This is a genomic window from Sphingobacterium sp. 2149 (assembly GCF_031455655.1).
GTDB lineage: Bacteria > Bacteroidota > Bacteroidia > Sphingobacteriales > Sphingobacteriaceae > Sphingobacterium.
Map to the genome: position 1 here is coordinate 51,666 of NZ_JAVDTD010000012.1, position 20,457 is coordinate 72,122.

At 40.7% G+C, this 20,457-nt stretch carries 15 protein-coding genes; 4 read left to right on the forward strand and 11 right to left on the reverse strand.

Features of this window, described 5'->3' with window-relative positions; all coding sequences use genetic code 11:
- Positions 1 to 12 precede the first annotated feature (12 nt).
- Together J2X77_RS17590 and J2X77_RS17595 are read left to right on the forward strand one after the other, a co-directional pair.
- On the forward strand, positions 13 to 1,572 hold the full coding sequence (locus J2X77_RS17590) for a DUF4957 domain-containing protein (protein ID WP_209578341.1): 1,560 nt from the start codon (positions 13 to 15) through the stop codon (positions 1,570 to 1,572).
- A 70-nt stretch (positions 1,573 to 1,642) separates the two neighbouring features.
- A complete protein-coding gene (locus tag J2X77_RS17595; RefSeq protein WP_209578343.1) occupies positions 1,643 to 2,410 on the forward strand; it encodes a rhamnogalacturonan acetylesterase in 768 nt (255 codons plus the stop codon).
- Between the two features lie 144 nt (positions 2,411 to 2,554).
- Here the strand turns inward: J2X77_RS17595 and J2X77_RS17600 are convergent, their stop codons facing one another.
- From J2X77_RS17600 to J2X77_RS17650, 11 genes are all read right to left on the reverse strand, one after another.
- Positions 2,555 to 4,174, reverse strand: coding sequence for an NADP-dependent glyceraldehyde-3-phosphate dehydrogenase (locus tag J2X77_RS17600; RefSeq protein ID WP_209578345.1), 1,620 nt, complete (start codon positions 4,172 to 4,174; stop codon positions 2,555 to 2,557).
- 71 nt (positions 4,175 to 4,245) lie between these two features.
- Positions 4,246 to 5,688, reverse strand: a complete 1,443-nt coding sequence (locus J2X77_RS17605) for an MFS transporter (protein WP_409050320.1) — start codon at positions 5,686 to 5,688, stop codon at positions 4,246 to 4,248.
- A 99-nt stretch (positions 5,689 to 5,787) separates the two neighbouring features.
- Positions 5,788 to 6,435 carry a bifunctional 4-hydroxy-2-oxoglutarate aldolase/2-dehydro-3-deoxy-phosphogluconate aldolase gene (locus tag J2X77_RS17610; RefSeq protein ID WP_209578347.1) on the reverse strand — a complete coding sequence of 216 codons (648 nt, stop codon included), beginning with the start codon at positions 6,433 to 6,435 and terminating at the stop codon, positions 5,788 to 5,790.
- Positions 6,432 to 7,457 carry a sugar kinase gene (locus J2X77_RS17615; protein WP_310081830.1) on the reverse strand — a complete coding sequence of 342 codons (1,026 nt, stop codon included), beginning with the start codon at positions 7,455 to 7,457 and terminating at the stop codon, positions 6,432 to 6,434. The genes J2X77_RS17610 and J2X77_RS17615 overlap by 4 nt, the downstream gene beginning before the upstream one ends.
- A 5-nt stretch (positions 7,458 to 7,462) precedes the next feature.
- Positions 7,463 to 8,863 (reverse strand): glucuronate isomerase, encoded by a 1,401-nt coding sequence (gene uxaC / locus J2X77_RS17620; RefSeq protein ID WP_209578351.1) that lies wholly within the window; start codon positions 8,861 to 8,863, stop codon positions 7,463 to 7,465.
- Positions 8,864 to 8,876: 13 nt separating this feature from the next.
- Entirely contained in the window at positions 8,877 to 10,523 is a 1,647-nt protein-coding gene (locus J2X77_RS17625; RefSeq protein ID WP_209578352.1) for a UxaA family hydrolase, read from the reverse strand.
- Between the two features lie 93 nt (positions 10,524 to 10,616).
- Positions 10,617 to 12,134, reverse strand: coding sequence for a tagaturonate reductase (locus tag J2X77_RS17630; RefSeq protein WP_209578354.1), 1,518 nt, complete (start codon positions 12,132 to 12,134; stop codon positions 10,617 to 10,619).
- Positions 12,135 to 12,150: 16 nt separating this feature from the next.
- Entirely contained in the window at positions 12,151 to 13,188 is a 1,038-nt protein-coding gene (pelA, locus tag J2X77_RS17635; protein ID WP_209578356.1) for a pectate lyase, read from the reverse strand.
- A gap of 5 nt (positions 13,189 to 13,193) precedes the next feature.
- Positions 13,194 to 15,110, reverse strand: coding sequence for a glycoside hydrolase family 88 protein (locus J2X77_RS17640; protein WP_209578358.1), 1,917 nt, complete (start codon positions 15,108 to 15,110; stop codon positions 13,194 to 13,196).
- Positions 15,111 to 15,117: 7 nt separating this feature from the next.
- Entirely contained in the window at positions 15,118 to 16,788 is a 1,671-nt protein-coding gene (locus J2X77_RS17645) for a glycoside hydrolase family 28 protein (protein WP_209578360.1), read from the reverse strand.
- Between the two features lie 88 nt (positions 16,789 to 16,876).
- A complete protein-coding gene (locus J2X77_RS17650; RefSeq protein ID WP_209578361.1) occupies positions 16,877 to 17,857 on the reverse strand; it encodes a pectinesterase family protein in 981 nt (326 codons plus the stop codon).
- Between the two features lie 193 nt (positions 17,858 to 18,050).
- Here J2X77_RS17650 and murF point away from each other — a divergent pair, with 193 nt between their 5' ends.
- Together murF and truA are read left to right on the forward strand one after the other, a co-directional pair.
- Positions 18,051 to 19,352, forward strand: a complete 1,302-nt coding sequence (gene murF / locus J2X77_RS17655) for a UDP-N-acetylmuramoyl-tripeptide--D-alanyl-D-alanine ligase (protein ID WP_209578363.1) — start codon at positions 18,051 to 18,053, stop codon at positions 19,350 to 19,352.
- A 331-nt stretch (positions 19,353 to 19,683) separates the two neighbouring features.
- Positions 19,684 to 20,439 (forward strand): tRNA pseudouridine(38-40) synthase TruA, encoded by a 756-nt coding sequence (truA, locus tag J2X77_RS17660; RefSeq protein ID WP_209578365.1) that lies wholly within the window; start codon positions 19,684 to 19,686, stop codon positions 20,437 to 20,439.
- Positions 20,440 to 20,457: the final 18 nt, after the last annotated feature.

Here is a 20,457-nt window from a genome sequence, read left to right on the forward strand (position 1 = left end):
ATAAGCATACGCATGAAAAGAATCAATATATTGCTATATCTCGGCCTTGGGCTCATAGTGACAGGCATAAGCTGTTCCGATGATCGCGTAAAAGAATTAACGGAATTAACGACAGACCGTTATTTTTCTCCTACGGGAATGAGTGCCCAAATAGTCAATCAAACAGGAGTCCGATTGACCTGGAAGAAGAATTCAGCAGCCGAGAGTTATACCTTAGAACTATTTGCGAATGGTGAACTCAATTTTGAAGGTAGCCCGGTCAAAAAAATTGAAGGGATTACCAATGACCAGATTCCTTATACTATTGTTGGACTGGATGGGGCAACAAATTATTCTGTCCGCATCAAGGCTATCGGAACGGCGATTGCAGACTCCAAATGGAGTACCATTACTTTTAAGACAAACGAAGAACAGATTATGAAAGCTGTCAGCCCAGAGGGTATACAGGCCACTTCAGTTCGTCTTAATTGGACCCCAGGGGAAGAGGCTACGACAATAAGTGTTAACCCCGGGAATATCATCCATACCGTCACTCCGCAAGAGATTGCAGCAGGGGAGGCAACAATCACAGGGCTAACCGCAGAAACAAGCTATACAGCGACATTGTTGAAAGGAAACAAAATCCGCGGGTCCGTCACATTTATGACATTGCTCGACTTGGGTGATGCAGTTGTTGTGCAGCCTACAGATAATTTAGCGGCTGTGATCGGTACAGCCAAAGCGGGGGATGTGCTCGCTCTAATGCCGGGGGTCTATTCGCTAGCGGCGGATGTACTAATCGACAAGGCGATATCCATCAAAGGGGCAAAACCCACCGATCGTCCAACGGTAAAATCTGCTTATTTTAATTTGGATAAGGGCGCCTCATTGGCATTAAAAGATCTGATACTTGATGGAGAAAATAAGGCAGGGGGAAACTCTTTCATTAACTTGCAGACAGGTGCATTCGGAAATATCCGCCTGGAAGATAGTAAATTGATAAATTATCCGAAAGGAATCATTTATGGTAGCGTCAATGCTGTGATTGAGAGCGTAAGCATAAATAATACTATTTTTGATAATATCGTCGGTAATGGAAATGATTTCATTGATTTTAGAAACGCGATTACCAAAACACTTGAATTTACAAATAATACCGTTTCTAATGCTCTTTTGTCAGGACGTGATTTTATTCGCATGGATGCAGGTGGATCTACAGCTTACCCGGCTATTACGAGTATCCTTAAAGTAAACAATAATACTTTTTATAACGTCATACAAGATGCTTCTAAACGCTTTTTATATGTCCGTTTAGCAAAGAATGAAATTACATTCTCCAAAAATTTAATGGTGAAGTCGCTGGCAATGACTGCTAATCAGTCTGCTACTAATCTGGTCGAGCGCAAAAGCAATAATTACTTTGATGCGGTAAACTTCTACAACAGTTCTGCCTCTGGAGTGAAAAACGATGCAGTAGCCAACGGCTATACACTCTTGGACCCTGGATTTAAGGACGCTGCCAAGGGAGATTTCACAGTAACAAACCAGACATTAAAGGAGAATGGTATTGGCGACCCGAGGTGGGTAAAATAAAGGATTTGAGTAAAATTTAGGACAACTCGCCTTCGATAATAAGAAGGCGAGTGTTTTTTTGACCGATGTAATGAAAAAACAATTTTTACTACTTTCTGGAGGGCTTATTCTCATTTTTCTATTTGCTTTCCAGCGCGAAAAACCAGTTACAATCTATATCATTGGCGATTCTACGGCTGCCAACAAAGACAGTAGTACCTTTCCTGAAACTGGATGGGGAATGGCCTTTGCAAAGCTGTTCAATCAACAGGTTAAAGTCGATAACCGAGCTCTAAATGGGCGTAGTACAAAATCCTTTAAACGGGATGTGGGCAAAGATGGAAGCTTTGTGAATCATTGGAAACCTATCTTTGAGCATCTCCGAAGCGGAGATTATGTATTCATCCAGTTTGGGCATAATGACGAAAAGATCGATAAGCCTAACGTGGGAACATCGCTGGATGAGTTCGAACAAAATCTTATTTTTTATATCGATCAAACGCGCGAGAAAGGAGGCGTCCCAATTCTATTAACACCAATCGCAAGACGTAAGTTTGAAAATGGCACGCTCATGAATACCCATGGCCAATATCCTGCCATTGTACGTAAGGTAGCCGATCATACGCACACCGCATGGATTGACATGGAAAGTAAAACAACGAAACTTTTAACGCAATATGGAGAGGAAGGGAGCCGGCAATTGTTTTTATATGTAAATAGCGGCGATAGAAATTACCCCCACGGCAAGAAAGATGATACGCATCTAAACACTTTTGGAGCAGACGAAGTGGCGAAGCTCGTGGTCGACGGAATTCGAGAATTAGCACTGCCTATCCAAAAAAATCTGATTCTGAAGTAACCTAAGGGTGTTACAAGAGCAGAAAAAACGTAGACGCAAATCAATTGGATAGATAGGGGGAGGATTTTCATAAAAAAAAGCGACATCGATAGCTGACTAATGCCAGGCAGATCGATGTCGCTTTTTCAATGAAGTCGTAAGAGACTAGAAAATGTATTTCGTACTTAAGAAATTGGATTCATTTTCACTAACGATATCGTTCAGCAACTTTTTGTTTTCCTCAGTAAACTTTGTTGCCACTAGCGAACGAATAGAGAACGAACGCAATGCGTCGACTACCGATAATGTTCCTTCAGCACTATCTTTTCTACCGGTGAAAGGAAAAGTATCTGGACCACGCTGACATTGGCAGTTGATGTTAACACGGCTTACTTGATTGACTAATGGATCAATCAATGAAGATACAACAGCAGCATTGTTACTGAAAATACTCACCTGTTGGCCGTGAGAGGAACCAATTAAATATTCAATAGGTTCTTCGAGGTCATCGAAAGGAACAACAGGGATCACTGGTCCAAATTGTTCTTCTCTGTAAAGTTTCATCTGTGAGTTAACAGGGTATACAATTGCCGGGTAGAAGAATGATTCTGCAACCTGCCCCCCGTGCTCATTAATCACTTTTGCGCCATAGGCTTTTGCATCTTCGATGCATTCCGTTAAATAAGCAGGTTTATTGACTTCTGGAAGAGGAGTAAGCGACACACCCTTTTCCCAAGGCATCCCATATTTTAATTTTGCCACTTCTGCCGAAAGGCGTTTTAAAAATTCCTGTGCTAAGCTTCGGTGTACGTAGATAATTTTAAGTGCTGTACAGCGTTGACCATTGAAAGAAAGAGAGCCTAGAACGGTTTCCGAAACCGCTAAATTCAAATCCGCATCTTTCGTAATGATAGCTGCATTTTTTGCATCCAGCCCAAGGATAGCACGAAGACGGTTAACTTTCGGGTGCAATTTTTTAAGTTCATCAGCAACACGGCTCGAACCGATCAAAGTCAATACGTTAATCTTACCAGATTGCATTAAACTAGGAACAATCTTATTCCCACGGCCATAAATTGTATTGACAACGCCTTTCGGGAAGCTTGTTCTGAAAGCCTCTAATAGAGGATAATGTAATAACGTACCATGTTTAGGTGGTTTGAATAACATGGTGTTTCCCATAATTAATGCTGGGATCAATGTGGTGAAGGTCTCATTCAACGGATAATTGAATGGGCCCATACAGAGTACTACTCCTAAAGGAGATCTCCTGATTTGCGCAACGATACCTTGTTCGATTTGGAAACGTGAAGAGTCGCGGTCTATATCTTTCAATGCGTCGATCGTTGCGTAAATATATTCTACAGTACGATCAAACTCTTTTACCGAGTCTGCATAGGATTTGCCAATTTCCCACATAATAAGCTTGACAACAATGTCTTTCTTGGCAATCATCTTTTGTGTGAAATTTTCAACACAGGTAATACGATCGGCAACGCTCATTGTCGGCCATTCTCCACGGCCGTTGTCGTATGCTTTTACAGCAGCTTCCAAGGCTTCCATGGACTCTTTTTCTGTACAAACAGGAAAACTACCGATGCGCTTACGTTTCAAGCCATCCTTAGTCTTTACACAGATTGGTGAAAAAACCTCGTTTACCTGACCCGTCCAAGAAATCATTTCTCCATTGGAAAGGAACTCTCTTTGATCGACCTGTTCGTCTAGCGTAAATTCTGCGGGAATGTTATTCTCCTCGTAGAAGATACCTTCTAAGTTTAAGCTCATTGTTTTTAAAAATGGTTTAGATTGATATTTATAAAGATATTGCTAATATAATATAAATTTTGCAATATATGTTAATTTTTTATTAAAATTAGTTTAGGTACTAGTGTTTTCATTACAACCCATGCAATTAGATATGCTATAGCGCAAAAAGAAAAGATAATGAAGTATCCTGCTTCCTCGCCTTTAAAGCCCATAAAAATGAGCTGCGTTTCATTTGCATAATCGAATAGCCAGCCTGATGTTTTGTTAATTATAAATGCACCTATGCCCCCAGCAAGGCCTCCGATGCCTGTAACAGTCGCAATAGCACGTTTGGGAAAAGAATCGCCTATGGTTGAGAAAATGTTGGCAGACCAAGATTGGTGTGCTGCTCCTGCGAAACCGATTAGAATGACAGGTATCCAATAAGATATGTGACCCAGAGGTTGAGCAAAAAGTACAACTAAAGGGACAAAAGCAAACAATAACATAGCTTTCATACGTCCTTCATAAGCATTCATACCCTTTTTGTCAACAAAATAGGTGGGTAACCAGCCCCCATAAATAGATAACATGGTGATGGCATAAAGCACAAAAATGGCGAGCTGACCTTCAGTATCTGATGATTTTATGTCGTATACTGCCGAAAGATAGGCTGGCATCCAAAATAAGAAGAACCACCAGACACCATCCGTCATAAATTTACCAAAGACAAAAGCCCAGGTTTGCTTGTATTTTAGACATTCAGATATCGTTGTTCGTGGTTGCTTTGTTAGACCAGTCTGCTCCGATGCATGTTCATGATCATCCTGGTGAATGTAAGCCAGTTCGGCAGCGTTTACTTTCGGGTTTTCATGTGGTTTTTTATAAAGAAAGATCCAAAAACCCATCCATACAAATCCCAATGCACCGATGATGATAAAGGACATTTCCCAGCCCCAATGGGCTGCGATAATCGGGATGGTCAGTGGAGCAGCTAATGCCCCAATGGTTGCTCCTGAATTGAAAATACTGGTGGATAGTGCCCGATCTTTTTTAGGAAAATACTCTGCCGTAGCTTTAATCGCCGCCGGAAAGTTACCAGCTTCACCCACAGCAAGAACAAACCGGGCAAAGATAAATAGATTGACACTGACGCTCAATACCAAACCCACGTTGTTCACATGAGATATTGCTTCTTTTGCCCCTTCAAAACCAACAAACCATTCTCCAGCCACGATGCCTGAAGTAGCGATACCACAAAATGCATGTAATATCGCGCCAATGGACCAGATCCCGATCGCCCATAAAAATCCCTTTTTTGTATCCATCCAATCTACAAATCGACCTGCAAAAAGCATACTGACTGCATAAAAAATCGAAAATAATGCGGTAATATTGCCATAGTCGGTATTTGTCCAATGAAATTCAGGACTGATAAAATCCTTCCACGTTAAGGAAAGCACCTGACGATCCAGGTAGTTGATGGTAGTGGCAAAAAATAGTAGCGAGCATATTACCCAACGGTAATTACCCTTTTTCTCCGTGTTAATCATAATGGGTTTAATAGTTTATTTTTTTAATGTACGTGTCTGTTTGCCCCTGCCAGTATACGCGATTAGTACGCCCGCTTTTTAAGGGTAACACCCGAGTTTTTATTGTCTTGCTTCTGCAACGAATTCACGCGCTTTTTGTGTATTTTCGACTAAATTACTGGTGTCTTTAGGGTCAATTAACTTGCTCCCCATGCCCACAGCACATACGCCTGATTTGAACCATGCCTTTAAGTTATCCATTTCGATTTCTACACCCCCCGTCGGCATAAATTTCTGACCTTTAAATAGGTCCCGGATTGATGACATGAATGCTGGCCCTAAAATATTTGCAGGAAACAATTTGATAAGTGCCGCCTCTTGTTCTTGAGCCGTATAGATTTCTGTCGGTGTCATACATCCGGGAATCCATAGCTTACGCTGTTCGTGCACTAACGAGCCAACCAACGGATTGACCAGTGGTGAAACGATAAAATCCGCACCAATTTGTAGAAATTGTTGTGCTTCGTTAACGGATTTAATCGTCCCAATACCTAAATAAAGATCTGGCATCTCCAGGTCTCTTGTGGCAACTAAGCGCTCGAAAACAGCCAAAGCTTCGGGACCTCGATTTGTAAATTCAAAAACACGTATTCCTGCTTGGTATAATGTGCGTAGAATCGCGATGCTTTCTGCTTTATCGTGATGGAAGAACAGGGGAAGCATCCCTTGTTCAATGATTTTATCTAATACAATCTCTTTTAAATTCATGCTGTCATTCTATTTTTTATATCGTCTACAGAACTCGTTGTTGCATCGCTTGCAATAAATAGTTTATCAAATGCGGCAAGTGTGGCAAACTCTATTGTCGCTTTTGGAGAAAGATTGGAGTATAGCCCATAAATCAGACCTGCCATAAAGCAGTCGCCGCTGCCTACTTTATCCAAAATCTCGTCCGCAATATATGGTGTTGATTTAATGAGGCTGTCTTTGTCAAACAGTGTTGTATAATACTTTATTCCTTTATTTTGATGGTCAAAACGAAAAGTATTGGCTACATATTGACATATCGGATTAGTGACAATGATTTCTCTGCTTGTACGATCCGCTTGCGCCAATAACTCTTCTTCTAAATAATCCGAAGAAGAGTTAAGAAACCTTTCATCTAGTGGGGTACCAAGCATTTGATGTGCTGCCCAGATATTTCCCATGATTAAATTGCAATACTTGGCAATCGCAGGCATAATCTCCTTCGGAGATTTTCCGTATTTCCAAAGCTTTGCACGATAATTCAGGTCTAGTGACACAAAAATACCCTTCTCTTGTGCTTTTGCTACAGCTTCTAAACAGAGGTCGGCAATATCTTGGTTGATTGCAGGGCATATCGCAGAAAAATGAAACCATTTGACGTCGACAAAAACTTCATCCCAATTGACACTGCCTACTTTAAGATTGGAAAACGATGAATTTGCACGATCATAAATTACTCCTGCATTTTTTAAATCCTTCCCTTTGGGAAGATAGTAGATGCCCAATCGTTCTCCACCCCATAGCATTGCTGATGTGTCGATATTTCTACGTTTTAGGTAGTTGTCAATACCCTCGCAGATGGCATTTTGGGGCACAGCAGAAAGATAGGCTGATGGCACATCCCACAATGCCAAAGCTGTGGCTACATTCAACTCTGCACCGCCCACATAGAACGGCAACTGATGTTGTTCGATCCAATCCTGTTCGATATCGGGGCAGATCCTTAGCAGCAATTCCCCAAAGCTTAAAACTTTACCCTGCATGTTCATTAAAATTCAAAATATTCTTTCGCATTATTATAGCTGATATCCTGTATGATTTTCCCTACCCATTGGATATCATTTGGTATTTCTCCCTTTTCGATGTCTTCCCCAAATATGTCACAGACTAATCTCCTGAAATATTCATGCCTAGGGAATGAAAGGAAACTTCTGGAATCGGTCAGCATACCCACAAGTCGGCTTAGTAGCCCCATATTTGATAGCGTATTGAGTTGTTTTGTCATGCCATCTTTTTGGTCCAAAAACCACCAAGCTGAGCCAAATTGAATCTTCCCTTTGATAGAACCGTCATTGAAATTACCGATCATGGTGGCAATAAGTTCGTTGTCTGCAGGATTGAGATTGTACAAGATGGTTTTGGTTAGCTTATCTTGATTGTCTAATTTATTCAAAAATTTTGACAATGCACGTGCCTGACTAAAATCTCCAATAGAATCCCATCCAGTATCTGGGCCTATCAAACGATGCATGCGCGCATTGTTATTGCGTAGTGCGCCCAGATGGTATTGCTGAACCCATCCTTTTTCATGGTCCCATTCGGCAAAATAAATCAGCATCGCAGATTTAAATTTTAAGCTTTCTGAGATAGAAATTTCCTTTTTTGTCCGAATCTTATCAAAGATCGCTACGATTTCTGCCTCGGTATAGTCTTCCGCGTAGATTTGTTCCAAACCATGGTCCGATACTTTACATCCATGGTCCGCAAAGAAATCATGTCTTGATTTTAATGCTTCTAAGTATGTTCCTAGGCTATTGATTTGAATGTCACTTACCTCTTCAAGTTTATCAATGTATTGATTTAAAGCAATAATATCGTCCGAGTTCATTGCTTTGTCGGGGCGAAATGCAGGTAGCATCTTGAACGATTCGTGTTCTTTTGCAAACTGTTGATGAAATGCTAGGCTATCGATCGGGTCGTCTGTTGTGCAGACAATTTCTACGTTCATCATTTTAAGCAGACCACGTACAGAATAGCTGTCTTGGCTCAATTTGGAAGCAGTATCTGCATATATTTTAGAAGCGGTTTTTGGCGATAAGATATCAGTAATTCCAAAATAACGCTGTAATTCAAGATGTGTCCAATGATAGAGTGGATTACGCAAAGTATAAGGTACTGTTTCTGCCCATTTCGCAAATTTTTCTTCATCTGGGGCATCGCCAGTGATAAAACGCTCATCGACCCCATTTGCGCGCATGGCCCGCCATTTATAATGATCACCATTTAACCAAACCTGGCTGATATTTTCAAATTTAACATCGTTTGCGATCTGCTCCGGAATCAAGTGATTATGGTAATCAATGATGGGCAGCTGTTTTGAATAATTGTGATACAGCTCAATCGCTGTATTCGTGTTCAATAAAAAATTGTCGTCTAAAAAAGTTTTCATGCTATATGCTGATTTATAAGCTTACACCTCTTTTCCAAGGTATAAAGTCATCCTGATTTAATAACACAGCTTTAGGAGTTACTTCCCCGCTGGCTGCCTTGATACAATATTCTAATATGTCTTCTCCCATCGTTTGGATCGATTTATCTCCATCTATAATAGGACCGGTATTGATATCGATAATGTCAGCCATTTTAGCTGCCAGGACATTATTTGTCGCCACTTTGATGACTGGGCATATCGGGTTACCAGTAGGAGTGCCCAAGCCTGTAGTAAACAGAATAAGTGTTGCACCTGCGGCAGCTTTTCCTGTAGTAGCTTCCACATCATTCCCTGGAGTGCAAACCAGATTAAGACCTGGCTTCGTCGCCTCTTCTGTATAGTCCAGAACATCAACCACGGGAGATGTCCCGCCCTTTTTTGCTGCACCATTGCTTTTGATCGCATCGGTAATAAGACCGTCACGAATATTTCCTGGAGAGGGATTCATGTAAAATCCAGAACCAACAGCTTCGGCGGCATGGCTATAGGCTGTCATCAGATCAATGAATTTATTCGCTGCTTTGGGGTCGATAGTACGGTCTATTAAATTCTGCTCGGCTCCGCATAATTCCGGAAATTCAGCTAAGAGAACTTTGCCGCCCAGCGCAACCAGAAGATCGGCTGTGTAACCAACGGCAGGGTTGGCAGAGATACCACTAAATCCGTCACTGCCTCCGCATTTTACCCCTAGGGTCAATTTACTCAATGGAACAGGCTGTCTTGAGAATTTATTGATTTCCGTCAGTCCAACAAAAGTCTGCAAGATCGCTTCTTTAATGAGCAGTTCTTCGCTTTTGGATTGTTGTTGTTCAAATACAAAGAGGGGTTTATCGAAGGCAGGATTGCGTAATTTGATATCCTTAACAAGGTCATTGAGTTGAAGGTTCTGACAACCCAAGCTCAAGATTGTCACACCGGCCACATTTGGATGATCAGCATAGGCAGCCAATAATTTGCTCAATATGGCTGCATCTTGGCGTATTCCACCACAACCACCTTGATGATTTAGGAATTTTATACCATCAACGTTTTTAAAAATGCGATCACTTTGATCTGTTGTACTATTTAGCCATTCCAGAGAGGCGACAGATAGCTCTTCTCCTTTTTCGTAGGCTGTTAATAACTGGTGAGTGAAGTTTTTATATTTTCCAGTCACAGAATACCCAAGTTCATTATACAGTGCTTCTTTGATCACATCAAGATTTCTATTTTCGCAGAAGACAGTCGGAATGAATAACCAGTAATTTGCAGTTCCGGCACGACCATCTGAACGTAAGTAGCCCTGGAAAGTTCGACCCTCGAACTTGGAAACATCTGGCTTTTCCCAATGATAATTTGAAGGTCTGAAATGATAGGGCTCCGCAGCATGTTTGGTATTGTCCGTATTCATGATACTTCCCTGCGGGATATCAAATTGCGCTTTCCCTACCAGTAAACCATACATGTAGATTTCATCACCAAAGTGCATGTCTTGCATAAAAAATTTATGCTTGGCAGGAATATCCTCCTGCAAAATATAATGATTTCCCTCAAACGAGATCGTATCACCCTTTTTAAGATCTTGTAAGGCAACTAAGACGTTGTCTTTGGGGTGTATTTTTAATACTTTATTTTTCATTAAAGCTTCTTTTTTTAAGTCCCCTTTGAAATACACGGTTGTTTTGAATAGCGTATTGGATTTTCAAGCGAGCGTATTTCATGGGGTAACTTGTTATACTTTCTTATTATCAAAGGCTAATGAAAGCTCAATTGCTTTTAATGCTCCTTTTTCAGCGATCAGTTGTAATTTTTCTTTAACTGTTTCTTCAAAACGTGCAAATTCCGTTAAATCTTCACCCCATAGGTCTATTGCAGAAAGTAGGGTATGCACAATCTGATCCTGATTCGCCCATGCGGCGTATATTTTTGGAGCCAACTCATCTTGAAGCTCGATGGTATGCCCATTGATTACACGGATATAATGATCATCTTTCTGCTCGGATTTTAACAAATAAAGATAGGCTGCAAAACCAAGCGCAAAAAGCTGCGGTGCTTCATGATGCTTCGCATACCATTTTTTTAATAAAGGGATATTCCGCATGGCCATTTTTGAACTGTAATTCAAAGCAATGGATTCCCATTTGTGTTCAAGATGTGGATTAGCGAAGCGATCAATCACTTTGGATGAAAAATCGTTAATATCTGAAACGGAGATAGTTTCGCTTACGATAGCTGGACCGATTTCATCGCGCATTAAGAAACTGACAAATTGATGGAAAGCGTAATTTTTCATCGCTTCTTTTACCGTATTGAAGCCTGAAAGAAGTGCAAGAGCACAACTCAATGTATGTGTCCCATTGAGCAGTCTAAGCTTGATTTCCTTGTATTTTTCAATCGACGGAACCAATAATACATTGGAGTCTGCTAAAGCGAAAGAAAGACGTTGATTCACACGCTCAGACAATGATTCGATTGCCCACAAGCGAAAGGGTTCTGCCATAATCATCAATTGATCCTCATAACCTAATAGCTCGCAGGTTTTCGCATACGCTGTTAAGGGGAGCGTTCCAGGAACGATACGGTCGACTAAGGTGTTGCAGAAATCGTTGGCGGTGTCAAGCCAATCCATAAATGAATCGGGTAACTCGTTAAGTTTCGCCAGCGCCGTGATAATAGATTTTAGTTTACTCCCGTTTTCGGTAATCAATTCGGTAGGAACTATAGTTAAACCCTTGTTTGTGTCGCCATTAAAATAGACAAATCTCCGGTATAGAACGGCGAGAAGTTTACCTGGAAAAGAGGGCGGCGGCATTGCATTGACGTTGTCGTCGCTCATGGTAATACCAACCTCCGTTGTGTTGGAAAAGACAATTTCAAGATCTGGATTTTCTGCGCTTTTCAATATTTCTTCCCAATGCTGATTTGCAGATAGCACTCGAGAAATAGCATTGTTGATTTCGTAATGAGCAACTTCCATCCCGTCTTCTATACCTTTGATACATAATGTATATAAACTATTCTGCTGTTCGAAGGCATCGGCGCCAGCGGATGCGGTCGACTTCACAACCAACACTCTTCCTTGGAACAAGTTCTGCTGATTGGCCTTATGAACAAAATAGTCAGGTAGACCCCTGAGCAATACACCCGTACCAAATTGTAGGATCTTTTCCGGATAGGAGAAAGAAATTGCTGTGGGCTTGTGCACCAGATCAGCATTAATCGTTTGTATAGTATGTTGCGTTAGTAACATGTGATGCTATTTTTATTTATTGAATGTGATGTTGTTTTTTCCACTTTGGATAATCTTTTTGTATAAGTTTTTCGGGCCAATTTCCAAACCATGCATATCCATTTCTCCGTTCTTCGGATACTTCATCGAAACGGTATTTGACCGTATTATCTCGATCACCAAAAAGTGGACGGTTGTCCTTTAGATGATAAAATCTGGCCCATATCGTGGACGAACTATCAGCGATAAGTTTACGTTCACTCTTGCCTGTCAACGTATTTTTAACGTGATCAAAACGGTAACCTTCGATATCATTTCGTTGAAACCAATTTATTGCCTGTTCAATGGCCTGTTGAATCTCGGGCGTTACAGGCTGCAGCATTAAAAAACGGACGATAGCAACCGATTCACTGGTACTCAATGAAGGGGGTTCGAATTTTCGGGCTTGGGCAGGTATTAATGTTTGCTCATCGTATTGGGCAGCCCATATACTCCGCTCTCCGTCTTGGATGACCTGAGTTTTTAGAATACATGCTATGCCCTTCGCTATGGCGTGTTGAGCTTTGGATATAAAGGTAGGATTAACAGCGTCAAAACCAGGCTGCTTATTGGCCACATGGTGTAGAACCATCAATGCATTGATCATCGCATTATCATTGTAGGTGATCTCAGCTCTATAAAGCGATTTATTGGGATAATACTGTGGGAACCCTCCGTTGTCATATTGAGCTGATAGGAGATATGAAATGCCTTTTTCAGCAGCCTTCAGGTAAACGTCGTTCCTTGTCTCCTTAAAAGCGTTTATTAACCCATTTATTTCCCGGGTTGTCGCACCATTGTCGAGCGTGGCATGATTAATATCCGTTTTTTTGATCTTTCGAAGCAGCTCTTTTGTAAGTGGAAGCTTATAGTCGACGACGCTTTTGTCGGCCAACTGCTTAGGCCAGGCACCATTTGTTAGCTGATATACAAGCATCTTCTCTGCAAGTGAATCTTTGGCAGCGAGGCCTTGTGCAACGTATGGGCTACCCAATAAGAAAGCCGCGATGGAACTTACAATAGCGATTCTTTTCATAGTCCTTATTTATTGACCTGTTTAAATAACCACTGTACTAAATCATTGGCCGCAGTAAAATTTTCGTATTCTTTCGGTAACTTCCGCCCGTCTGTATACTCGTTATACAACCAGGGATCTCCGATGGCAAATACCGTTCCTTTTCCATATTTTGCTGTAGCAATGATCGTGTCACCATGGTCTTGAATCAATGCCTGAGCGGGAGATTTTACCTGTAATGTTGAAATCTCCTTGATATATATTTTGGATGTATTTGGAAATACGATATTACCTTTCGGGATAGGTATTGCGCCTGTTTGAAATTCATTTCCTTTTACGCTATTACGGCTATCTTCATTGAATGTAATGCCGAACTTTTGCGCAAGCATATTGAATTTCTTAATCTCACAATTACCGCTATCATTTAAGAAAAGAACAAGTACGCCCCCCCTGTCCACCCATTGAGCAATCTGCTGTGCATGGGTTTCGTTCATAAAATGCGGCTTTTCGGTTTCTTTCTCTGTGTCAGGATCCACAATAATGTAAATATTGGATTTCAAGAGATTATTTAATGTAGGTGCTGTCTTTAAAGTATTTAACTTCCCTCCATTTTTTTCAAATATCCTGCCCAATAAGGAAAAACCGTTGTTGTCATCACCATCCCAAAGGTAGTGATAGGGTTTAAGCTCACCTGATGCCGTCTTTTTATACTCATTGTTGAAATAATTATCCAGTGTGACGACATGTTGTTTTTTGCCTTTTTTTCCCTGCGCAAATTCAACTTCTGATGCGGCAAGGATAAAGGCACCAATACCTTTTGGATCGTTAGTAACAACGGGTTCACTCATGTAATATGCAAAACTACCGTCGCGATATTTTTTTCCGCCTAAACCAGAAACCTGCACCGTTTTGTTGAGGTCTACACGGTTATCTCCAGCAACGCTAATAAATTCCTTTACGATCCCTTGATAGCCCCGATCCAAATACTTCTGAAACGATGTTCGAATATACCCCTTACGTAATGATTTCGCTAATCCAAATACGAACATACTGGAAGCTGAAGACTCTAAATAATTTCCCTTTCTCGTTCCCAAATCCACAATATCGTACCAAACACCAGTTTTGGTGTCCTGGTATTTAACAACGGCTGATAGGGTTCGATCTAAGATTGCGATCAGTTCCTGTCTGCGCGGGTGATCTTCCGGAAAATAATCCAATACGTCTACCAGAGCCATTACATACCAGCCCATACCGCGGGCCCAAAAATGTGGTGATAGACCTGTTTTTGGATCGGACCAGCGTTCCTTCTTTGATTCGTCCCAACCATGATACAAAAGCCCAGTTTTTGGATCACGGGCATTTTTTTCCATGTAAACAAATTGGTTTGCGATATCATCAAAAGCGGATGGAATATTCATAAGGCTAGCGTATTCAGCATAGAAGGGCTGGGCCATGTAAAGGCCATCTAACCACATCTGATAAGGATAAATCTTCTTATGCCAAAAACCGCCCTCGTGAGTACGTGGATGTTTTTGAAGTTGTGCATATAACCGATGGCATGCCTGAAGATATTTTTCTTTGCCTGTTACTTTATATAGCATTAATAGGGTTGTGCCGTTTTTGATATTGTCAATATTGAAGTCTTTGACATCATAATTTTTAATAGAATCAGGTATACTCAGGTAAGCATCCATGCGGGATTGCATATAGTTAAAATAATCTGCATTTCCTGTATTGCGCCATACCGCTGTTAAGCCTTCAAAAATAACCCCCATATCGTACGACCATTTTGGAAACTTGTCCGTCTTATTAAATAAAGAATCTGGATAGAGTTTTTCAAGTACTGTGTTGGCCATTTGTTCAGAAAGAGGTTTCTGTTGTCCAAATCCTGCGAATGGAATAAACATCGGCAGGACTAAAAAAAATAAAAATAACTTTCTCATCACATTCCTAATTTTTAATTGTTAAGGACTTTTCTGTACTTCCTGCAATAAATTGACTGACAACTTTAGCCGAGGAAGTATTGGATTTTGTTAGTCGTATATTGTCACTTTTATCGCCAGATACTTGGACATACAGCTCAGGAGCATCCAGTGCTTGGATATTGTCCAAATGTATGCCGCTGCTGTTTTCAATAATAATGAGAGGATTACTTTGCTGTGTTTTTAATACAATGTTTTTAAGATTGATTTGCGAAGCTTCAATGATTTCAATTCCTTTATTTGCCTGCAGTGTTGCATGCTCAATCCAGATATTCTGAATGTGCATTTCAGGAAGACCTCGGAAGAAAATACCTTTTGAAGCTCCCTTAGCTACAATATTTTTGATATAGAAATTCTTGAATTGTGGTGTCTCTTCTGTGACTGGAATGTTGACTGATTTTATCGCCGGTCTCTTTTCTCCAGCAAGCGGTACCGGATCTACAGCAGCATAATACATATCGAATAAAATCGCTTCACCAGGGATATCAACCATATTGATATTATTGATAAATATATTTTCAACAATTCCACCTCTGCCCCTTGTTGTTTTGAAACGAAGTCCAATGTCAGTACCAATAAATGAACAGTCTTCAACCCATATATTGCGAGCTCCGCCACTCATCTCACTGCCAATCACAAAGCCCCCATGAGCGTGATAAACAACACTGTTGCGGATAATGACATTTTCTGTTGGTTTACCCCGTTCTCGCCCCGCCTTATCGCGGCCGGACTTAATACAAATGCCGTCATCACCAACATCGAAAGTGCAATCTTCAATGAGGACGTTCTTACAAGATTCAACATCTACACCATCCCCATTCTGGCCATACCAAGGGTTGCGGACAGATACTTTACGTAAGGTAAGGTCTTCACATAAAAGGGGATGTATATTCCAGGCTGGGGAGTTTTGGATTGTAACCCCTTCTATTAATACTTTTTTACAATTTGTAAATACCAAAAGATTGGGACGTAAAAAATCTTTAACATCTTTGAAGTCTTCGGCGGTCGTACCCGGACGGATTACGCCCGCCTTCTTTTGTTTTGAACCTCTAAGAGAACTTTCCGAGGGGTACCATATTGCTGCATCGCTATCGACTGTCCCGCCAGATGCTACAAGGTTTTTCCATTGAGAGCTTGTGAGTTTGCTTTTTTTGACCATCCGCCAAGCATCGCCGCTTCCATCAATAATACCATCACCTGTAATAGCAATATTGCTTAGATTTTTACCCGATATTGGGTTTTGATTCCGCCATGCTGGCTCTCCTTCCCAATTTGATTCAACAAGTTTGTACTGATCAAAATCCTTTGTAAATAGCAAGACTGCATCTCGTTTAAGGTGTAGATTTACATTACTCTGCATCTCAATAGGGCCTGTTAGCCAAATCCCTGCAGGGATCAATACCACGCCCCCACCACGCTCACTACACGTGCGTATGGCTTGGTTAATAGTCGCCGTATTCAGAAATTGACCATTTCCTTTGGCTCCATAATTACTAATATTTAAAGTGTCTTTTTTAAATTCGACCTGCTGTATAATTGGACGAGCCGGTTCTTGTGACATGCCAATCTGTGGCAGCATAAGAAGCAAACCGAGTGCGAATTGTAATGTACGGGAATAGTACCTTTTAAACGGAGTCATTTTTTTACATTTTGGTTTAAAAACGGTTATTTGCAAAAGCAATTGTACATTCTTTGTTCGTAACTTAGATGAAAAACTTATGCAATCGTTACCGGCCATCACTTACGCTATCGAATGAGAGATTTGGCGTCCAATCCTTGAAAATATGCTGAATAGTAAAGTTTTTTACTTCTCCATCAGTTAGGATATGACTCCATTTGACACGACTTTGTGACATGGAACCTGCTCCTTTACTGTTATATTCTGCAAAATAGGCTGTCTTTTCGTTCGATTCCTTTCCCCAGTTGTGCCACCCTTTGCTTTCTATAAATTCTGGTAGGTTACAATTCATGAAGATTACTTTGGCATAAGGCCGCCAAGGCCGACCTAAGTAGAAACTCTTTGTGTCTTTATTTCCAGTTACCTTGCAGTTGTTAAAAATATAGCCAAAGTCTGCTTGCTCTGGAGTTGCGGCGGCGGTAATATATCCGCTGTTTTTGCAATGTAGTTCGCAGTCCTCGAACCAAGCTGTGGACGCGCCAAATATAAAATCCACCGTTCCTTCGATATAGCATTGAAAATAAAACTGCCTCGCACCTTTCCCATAGGTATACAAGGTGTCTTGAAAACCCAAGAAGCGACAATGGAGAAACAGGTTGCAATCGCCTGCTATCCAGGCTGCAACAGCCTGCCCCACCGGGCCAGATACGTTCTCAAAAGAAAGGTTTATAGCTGTAAAGTCATCGCCATAACAATAGAATGTTGCAGAGCCAGAGGTACCCATTTCTTCGCCAAAACGATTTTTCTTTTGTGCGTAATCATCATGACTGATAACCGTTCGAAATTTATCTTCACCAATCAAGGTGACAAACTGCTTACTTCCCGGCACAATGATTTTTTCGCGATAGGTTCCATTTTTGATAAATATTTTAGTCTCCTTTTTTCGAAAATCAGGGACAGCATTGATGGCGTCTTGAACCGTGGTGAAATCTCCAGTACCATCCGCGGCCACGGTAAAGTCATAACTCTTTACGTCCACAGCAAAAAGAAAAAAAGGGATAAAAAAAAGAGAAAGTATAGTTGCTCGCATTCCAGATTGTTTAATTGGTCAATGAAATTACCAATATTAAAGCCTTCGTTAAAGAAAATCCCTCAAAATAAATGCGCAAACGTTATCGGTCACGTTTGCGGAAAGGTGTTAGATGCTAAATTGTTTAGACGAAAGATAATTGTATTGCATATAAAAAGCAATTTCTCTAAGTTTGTTCAACAAATTGCTCAACATGGATATCCAATCACTCTATCAGATTTATAAACAGTATCCGAATATTACAACAGATACACGTAAAATTGGAAAAGATAGTATCTTTTTCGCTTTAAAAGGGGCTAATTTCAATGGCAATACTTTCGCAGAAAACGCGATTGAAATGGGCGCCAAATATGTTGTTATTGACGAAGATATTTACCAAAAAGATGAAAGTTATATTCTTGTTGATGATGTTCTTAGTACATTGCAGCAGCTTGCGAATTATCACCGGCATCAATTGCATATTCCCATTATTGGCGTGACTGGTACGAATGGAAAAACTACAACCAAAGAGCTGTTATATGCGGTGGTTTCACAAAAGTTCAAGGCATATGCAACGAAAGGAAATTTAAATAACCACATTGGAGTTCCGTTAACTTTATTAGCAATAGACGATTCGATCGAACTGGCAATTATAGAAATGGGAGCAAATCATTTGAAAGAAATTGCTTTTTTATGTGGAATTGCCGAACCGACACATGGTTTGATTTCTAACGTTGGTAAAGCACATCTCGAGGGTTTTGGATCTTTTGAAGGTGTAAAGACAACCAAAGGCGAACTGTACGACTGGTTGCAGGACCATCAAGGTGTATTATTTTTGCAGGCGGATAATCCACATCTCAAGGAAATGGCTGCCGCCCGCCAGATAACCGATATTGTTACTTATGGTTTTTCGGAAAATAATCAGGTCATAGGGAAGCTTCTTAAAGCAAATCCTCTGTTGCAAATTGAATGGCAAAAGAAGGGTACGACCAACTCTTATGTAGTAAATACCCAATTAACAGGATCTTATAATACCGAAAATTTTCTAGCTGCTATTGCTGTAGGGTTGCATTTTGACATTTCTGCTGCTGCCATCAATCGGGGGATTGAAGGGTACACCCCAACGAACAATCGTTCTCAGGTGATGAAAACTGCACACAATACACTGATCTGCGATTATTATAATGCAAATGCAACGAGCATGTCCGCTGCACTAGATAATATCCGTATTATTGATGCGGATAAGAAAGCAATTGTATTGGGAGATATGTTCGAATTGGGAGAAGAATCTTTTGAAGAGCATAAAAAAATTGTCGAAAACGTAAGATCTATCCCAGCTGATCGTAAGATCTTTGTTGGAAAAGAGTTTTTTGTGCATCAATACAAGGGGGGAGAGTTTTATGAAACTACTGCCGAAGCAAAACAAGCCATCCGTGACACGCCAGTAATGAACAGCACGGTTTTACTGAAAGCCTCAAGGGGCATGGCGTTTGAAAATTTAGTCGAATTACTATAGTCTTTTTAGCTTTGTGTTATGCACAACTAGGGGATAAGTTTGGCGTGCGACCATATTGCGACCATGGTGCTCCCGCATTGAATGTACTTTAAAAGGTGGACTCAACGTGGACTCACGGTGGACTTACCGTGGTCGCATGGCGAAGATAGTAGGTGTTTACTGTGGCTTTGGTGCCGCTGAATACCAAATTACCCATCAGGCAAATTTGAGTAAAAAGGAAGTGCAAAACAAACAGTTTTGTCATGTAAGAATTAAATAATGAGTAAAATGAGCAAATTCGTTCTACGGAGAAATGATGCTCATTTGGAAAAACGTACCTTTGTTACATATAATGGATAAAAGACGTTTTTTTTTAGAAATAGCCTATTTTGGGCAGGCTTATCATGGTTGGCAGATTCAGAATAATGCAATTTCCGTGCAAGAAGTACTGAATAATGCGCTTGAAATCCTATTGCGGGAACCCATCGAAACAACTGGTGCTGGCCGCACAGATACCGGTGTTCATGCGAAACAATTGTATGCACATTTTGATGCTGTTCCTGTAGGCATTTTGCAAAAAGCAGATCGATTTATTCATTCACTTAACGCCTTATTGCCTTTTGATGTGGCAGTAAAGCGCTTGATTGAAGTGGGGCCTGAAGCGCATGCACGCTTTGATGCGACACAAAGATCATATGAGTACCATCTTCATTTTCATAAAGATCCTTTCCTATATCCCTATTCATGTTTTATGCGCGATCGCCCGGATGTAGAAAAGATGAATGAAGCGGCACAATTCTTACTGGGTAAGCAAGATTTCGAATGCTTTAGTAAGTCTCATACGCAGGTGTTTACAAATATTTGCGATATTCGTAGAGCAGAGTGGGTATGGCATAGTGAGCAACAATTGGTTTTTCACATTGCAGCAGATCGTTTTTTGCGTAATATGGTACGTGCTATTGTGGGCACATCGTTGGAAATTGGAATAAAAGGCAAGCCAATTTCGTTTATGCAGGAGGTAATTCATAGCAAGAACCGAGGGAAAGCTGGCGTTTCCGTGCCGGCACATGGCTTGTATTTAACAGAAGTAGCATATCCTTATTTATAGTATTTAATAGATATAGAA

Coding starts and splice junctions, on each gene's coding strand:
- J2X77_RS17590 (WP_209578341.1), top strand. CDS start 13: ATGAAAAGAATCAATATATTGCTATATCTCGGCCTTGGGCTCATAGTG.
- J2X77_RS17595 (WP_209578343.1), top strand. CDS start 1,643: ATGAAAAAACAATTTTTACTACTTTCTGGAGGGCTTATTCTCATTTTT.
- J2X77_RS17600 (WP_209578345.1), bottom strand. CDS start 4,174: ATGAGCTTAAACTTAGAAGGTATCTTCTACGAGGAGAATAACATTCCC.
- J2X77_RS17605 (WP_409050320.1), bottom strand. CDS start 5,688: ATGATTAACACGGAGAAAAAGGGTAATTACCGTTGGGTAATATGCTCG.
- J2X77_RS17610 (WP_209578347.1), bottom strand. CDS start 6,435: ATGAATTTAAAAGAGATTGTATTAGATAAAATCATTGAACAAGGGATG.
- J2X77_RS17615 (WP_310081830.1), bottom strand. CDS start 7,457: ATGCAGGGTAAAGTTTTAAGCTTTGGGGAATTGCTGCTAAGGATCTGC.
- uxaC (WP_209578351.1), bottom strand. CDS start 8,863: ATGAAAACTTTTTTAGACGACAATTTTTTATTGAACACGAATACAGCG.
- J2X77_RS17625 (WP_209578352.1), bottom strand. CDS start 10,523: ATGAAAAATAAAGTATTAAAAATACACCCCAAAGACAACGTCTTAGTT.
- J2X77_RS17630 (WP_209578354.1), bottom strand. CDS start 12,134: ATGTTACTAACGCAACATACTATACAAACGATTAATGCTGATCTGGTG.
- pelA (WP_209578356.1), bottom strand. CDS start 13,188: ATGAAAAGAATCGCTATTGTAAGTTCCATCGCGGCTTTCTTATTGGGT.
- J2X77_RS17640 (WP_209578358.1), bottom strand. CDS start 15,110: ATGAGAAAGTTATTTTTATTTTTTTTAGTCCTGCCGATGTTTATTCCA.
- J2X77_RS17645 (WP_209578360.1), bottom strand. CDS start 16,788: ATGACTCCGTTTAAAAGGTACTATTCCCGTACATTACAATTCGCACTC.
- J2X77_RS17650 (WP_209578361.1), bottom strand. CDS start 17,857: ATGCGAGCAACTATACTTTCTCTTTTTTTTATCCCTTTTTTTCTTTTT.
- murF (WP_209578363.1), top strand. CDS start 18,051: ATGGATATCCAATCACTCTATCAGATTTATAAACAGTATCCGAATATT.
- truA (WP_209578365.1), top strand. CDS start 19,684: ATGGATAAAAGACGTTTTTTTTTAGAAATAGCCTATTTTGGGCAGGCT.